The following is a 4,857-nucleotide window of genomic DNA, read 5'->3' as shown; positions in this document are numbered from 1 at the left end:
GATCCGCCTCGTCCAGCCGCTGACCGGGCCGCGCAACCGGTGGATCACTCGGGCGACGCTGACCTTCGACGGCGGCTCCCCGGTGACCGTCGCGCTCACCGACGCCTCCCGCACCGCCGCCGGGCAGGTCGTGCGCTTCCCCACCCGGGCCTTCCGGACGTTGCGCATCCACATCGACGCGACGAACACCGGCCGGCAGCGCAGCTACGACACCGTCTCCGCGGTCGGGTTTGCCGAGGTCGCCATCCCCGGAGCGAACGGGGCACCGCTGACGGCCGAGGAGGTGCTGCGGATGCCGAGCGACAGCCTCGACGCCGCCGGCGCCGCCTCCCTCGGCCACCGGCTGGCGCTGGAGCTGTCCCGGGACCGGGCCAACCCGTCGGAACCGTTCAAGCAGGACACCGAGTCGGTCATCAGCCGGTCGTTCTCCCTGCCGACGGCCCGGACCTTCGCGCTCACCGGCACCGCCCGCGTCTCCGCCTATTCCCCCGACGACCGCGTCGACCAGGTGCTGGGCCGCCCGGCCGCCCTCCCGGTGGTGACCTCCTCCGGCCGGCTGCCGGGATCGCTCGCGGCGCGGGCGTCGAGCGCCTTCGACGGAAACCCGGCCACCGCGTGGAGCCCGGGCATCGGCAACCCGCGGGGCAGCTGGATCCAGGTCGCCTCGCCGACCCCGTTGACGGTCTCGTCGATGACGATGTCGATCGTCGCCGACGGTCGGCACTCGATCCCGACCCGCATCGGGATCGAGGTCGACGGCCAGCGGGTCGGCGCGGTGGCCGTGCCTCCGGTCACCGACACCTCGGCGCGCGGGGGCACCCGCGAGGTGGCCCTCACCTTCCCGGCCGTTACCGGTGGCACGTGGAAGTTCGTCGTCGACGACGCCCGGACCGTCACCAGCATCGACCCCATCAGCCGCTCGCCGCTGGCGATGCCGGTGGGCCTCGCCGAGATCGGGATGCCCGGCCTCGCGGCCGGCGCCGCGGGTACCGGTCAGCCCGCGGCGGGCACGACAGGCACGGCAGGGAGCACCAGGACGGGGCTGTTGCCGGCCCAGATCCCCGCGCCCTGCCGGACCGACCTGCTGAGCATCGACGGTCAGCCGGTGGGGGTGCAGGTCACCGGGGGCACCGCCGACGCGGTCAACCGGCTCAGGTTGACCGTCGCCACCTGCGGCCAGCCGGTCACCCTCGGCCCGGGGGAGCACGTGATCCGGACCACCGACGGGGCCCTCGCCGGCATCGATCTCGATCGCCTGCTGCTGGCCTCGGACGCCGGCGGCGGCCCGTGGCTGAACGCGACCGGCGCCGCCTCCGCCGTCTCCCCTGCCGGGACCCCACCAGCCGCGACGGGCACCACCGGCACGACGTCGGCCGCCACGCCACGGGTGACGGTCCAGTCGGCCGGCGACACCTCCTTCACCGTCGACGTGACGGGGGCGCGGCCCGGTACCCCGTTCTGGCTGGTGCTCGCGGAGAGCCTCTCCCCGGGTTGGAAGGCGACCGTGGGCGGCGCCGACCTGGGTACCCCCAGGCTGGTGGACGGCTACGCGAACGGCTGGCGGATCACCCCGACGGCCGCCGGGTTCACCGTCACGCTGACCTGGGCCCCGCAACGGATCGTGTGGTTCTCCCTGGTGTTGTCCGCGGTGACGGTGCTGCTCTCCCTCGCGCTGGTGATCTTCTACACCCGCCGAGCCCGCGCGACCGTGGCCACGCGGTCGTCCCGAACGTCCCGGGCACCCGAGCCGGATCTGCCGACGGCCGAGCCGTGGTCCGACCGGGCGGGGCGTGCCAGCCCGCGCACCACCGTGCTCGCCGTGTTGGGGATGGGTCTGCTTTCGGCGGCGCTGGTCTCCCCGGTGGCGGGGGTCATCGTCGCCCTGGCGACGGCCGTGGCGCTGCTCGTGCCCCGCGGCCGTCTGCTGACCCGCGTCGGCCCGGTGGTCTGCCTGGGCGTCAGCGCCTTGTACGTGCTGCAGGTGCAGGCCCGGCATGCGCTGCCGACGGACGGAGACTGGGTCGCCGCGTTCGGGAAGGTGGCGACGATCTCCTGGCTCACGGTGCTGCTGCTGGCGAGCGACCAGCTCGTCGCCCAGCTGCAACGACGGCGCGTGGCGGCGGCAAAGCTCTGCATCATGGATGCTTCTGCAACTAAGTTGCAGAAGCATCCATGATCTGGTTATCGTTCTTCTGCCCGCCGCACGAGAACTCCCCCGTCCACGTCGGCGGGTGCACCGCGAGGGGAGACCTGCCATGGCCGCGCAGGCCGGCACCATGCCGAGGGATGGCCTTCCCACCGGGGTCCGCGGGGCGCTCGACCGCCGGGAGTGGGTGCGCGTCGGCGGCATGGCCGCGGTCATCGTCGGGCTACACGTGATCGGCTGGGTGACGCTCGCGGCAGTCATCGCACCGCACCACTACCGCTTCGGCGCTGACGGCCAGGTCTTCGGGGTCGGCCTCGGAGTCACCGCCTACACTCTCGGCCTGCGCCACGCCTTCGACGCCGACCACATCGCCGCGATCGACAACACCACCCGCAAACTCATGACCGACGGTCAGCGCCCACTGTCCGTCGGCTTCTTCTTCTCCCTCGGCCACTCCACGGTCGTGTTCGCCCTGGCGCTGCTGTTCAGCGTCGGCGTCCGCTCCCTGGCCGGGCAGATCGAAGCCGACGGCTCGACCCTGCACGACGTCACCGCCTGGATCGGTACCGCCGTCTCCGGTGGCTTTCTTTACACCATCGCCGCACTCAACCTCGTCATCCTCCTCGGCATCATCAGGGTCTTCCGCGACATGCGCCGCGGCGGGTACGACGAGGCCGGCCTAGCGGAGCAGCTGAACTCCCGCGGGCTGATGAACCGCGTCCTCGGCCGTTTCACCAGAGCGATCACCCGACCCTGGCAGATGTACCCGCTCGGCATGCTGTTCGGTCTCGGCTTCGACACCGCCACCGAAGTCGCCCTGCTCTTCCTCGCCGCCGGCGCCGCCGGGGCCGGCCTGCCCTGGTACGCCATCCTCGTCCTACCGATCCTGTTCGCCGCCGGCATGAGCCTGCTCGACACCATCGACGGCTCGTTCATGAACTTCGCCTATGGCTGGGCCTTTTCCCAACCGGTCCGCAAGGTCTACTACAACATCACCATTACCGGGCTGTCCGTCGCGGTCGCGTTCCTCATCGGCAGCGTCGAACTGCTCGGCATCCTCGCCGAGAAAGCACATCTCACCGGCGGGTTCTGGGACTGGGTCGCGGGTCTGGATCTCAACGTCGTCGGCTACTTCGTTGTCAGCCTGTTCGTCGCCACCTGGGCCGTCGCTCTGCTGGTCTGGAAGTACGGCCGTATTGAGGAGAGGTGGGCGACGGGCCTGCCCGAGGAAGGCCGGGTCGAACCCGCCGGCTGACCGCCTGGCGTCCGGTTCGGGGACCACCGACAGCACGGGCCTGGCGGCCGCCCCGAACCCGGGAACAGCCCGCACGAGGGACATGGCCGCGCCGGAGGCCGTCGCCACGCCGGGCATGGTTGCCGCGTCGACCGATCGGGAGAGCAGGAACCAGGCATCGGCTCGACCTATCGACGCGAGATCCACCCGCACCGGGTGAAAATCACGGCCACGCAGTTCGGGATAGTCATGTTCGACGACATCGTCGAACAGTTCGGCGGAGACGGCGAGCGCCAGGTCGGCCGCCGAGCATCGAGCGAACTCGGCCCGGAGGGCGGCGCAGTCACGCAGTTCCGATGCCTTCACCACCGCTCGTCCCGAGAAGCCTGACTCGTCGACGCGGGTGATTCCCTGGTGCATCGCGACGCGTAACCGAACCCACTCCGAATCGGGCCGGGAGTCGTTCAGGTGAAACAGCACGATGCGCAGCGCCCGGACGAAGGCAGCGACGACCCGGCCCTCGTCGATGCCCGGCGGAAGAATCGCGATCTCACCGCCGCCGACGGCCGGAAAAATCCAGTGTGCCCGGTCCATCTCGGCCAGCGCGCACACCTCGTCCACCACCGTACCGAGGTCACGCTGCCACCTTCTCAGCCGCAACACACCCGGCGGCGCGGTGCCGGTCCGGTCGGCGTCCAGGGCAATACACATACGCCGGATTCCGGGCGGTCTTCCGCTCACAGGCAACCTCCGCGGCCAGAACCGGACAGCAGCCACTGTCCCGCGTCACGCGGACCGACCGCCCCGTATTCTCACGGGTTTGCGGCAAGCCGCAACGCCCCGATGTCGTGGATCACGGCAGTGCGATAACCAGTGTCAAGGACGTTGCGCTGCCGCAGTTCCCGCAGCACCTTGTGCACTGTCGGCTCGGCCGCGCCGACCAGGGCGGCAAGCTCCGGCTGAGTGAGGGACACCCCGACCGATCGCCCACCGCCGGCGGCACCGCCATACGCCCGCTCCAGTTCGAGGATCACCCGTGCCACCCGCACCGCGACCGGGCACCCGCCGAACTCGACCCGACGGCGGGTCGCCGAGCGCAGTTTCGTCGCGATCGTGCTGGTCACGATCTGGTGCACGTCCGGCTGCCGGCGCAGGAAGGCGACGAACGCCTCGGCCAGGATCACCTTCGCGAGCACAGCCCCGGCGGCGGTCACCGTCGCCGAACGCGGCTCGGAATCCACCCCCGCCAGCTCGCCGACGAGGTCACCGCCGTGGCGAATGGCCAGCAGCGCGAAGCCGCCGTTCTCGGTCGCCGCGGTGACCTTCACCCATCCGTTCAGCAGGAGGACGACGAAGTTGGTGGTGTCCCCCTCCCGCATCACGATCTCCTCGCTCGCGTACTCCCGGTAGAGGCCGATCTGCAGCATTTCCGCCCGGCACTCCGGCGACATGCGGCCGAGCAGACTCGCCTCAATGC

Annotated in this window: 3 protein-coding genes and 1 pseudogene; 3 read left to right on the top strand and 1 reads right to left on the bottom strand. The window is 71.1% G+C overall.

The genetic code is table 11. The annotated features are described in order from the left end of the window. The 3 genes and pseudogenes from AC08OT_RS19255 to AC08OT_RS19245 form a co-directional block, all read left to right on the top strand. Positions 1 to 2,176: pseudogene (locus tag AC08OT_RS19255) on the top strand (alpha-(1->3)-arabinofuranosyltransferase domain-containing protein); the annotation flags it as partial. 79 nt (positions 2,177 to 2,255) lie between these two features. Next, positions 2,256 to 3,401, top strand: a complete 1,146-nt coding sequence (gene nicT, locus AC08OT_RS19250; protein WP_476593717.1) for a Nickel transporter NicT — start codon at positions 2,256 to 2,258, stop codon at positions 3,399 to 3,401. A 228-nt stretch (positions 3,402 to 3,629) separates the two neighbouring features. Further along, positions 3,630 to 3,770, top strand: coding sequence for a hypothetical protein (locus tag AC08OT_RS19245; protein WP_462187057.1), 141 nt, complete (start codon positions 3,630 to 3,632; stop codon positions 3,768 to 3,770). Positions 3,771 to 4,192: 422 nt separating this feature from the next. On the opposite strand, the gene AC08OT_RS19240 is transcribed toward AC08OT_RS19245, so the two are convergent. Beyond that, positions 4,193 to 4,855: a Crp/Fnr family transcriptional regulator gene (locus AC08OT_RS19240; RefSeq protein ID WP_476603148.1), complete on the bottom strand. Its 663-nt coding sequence runs from the start codon at positions 4,853 to 4,855 to the stop codon at positions 4,193 to 4,195. Between the last annotated feature and the right edge of the window lie 2 nt (positions 4,856 to 4,857).

The sequence above is a fragment of the Frankia sp. CgJB1 genome (assembly GCF_977947065.1).
This window is presented reverse-complemented; position numbering and strand designations above follow the sequence as displayed.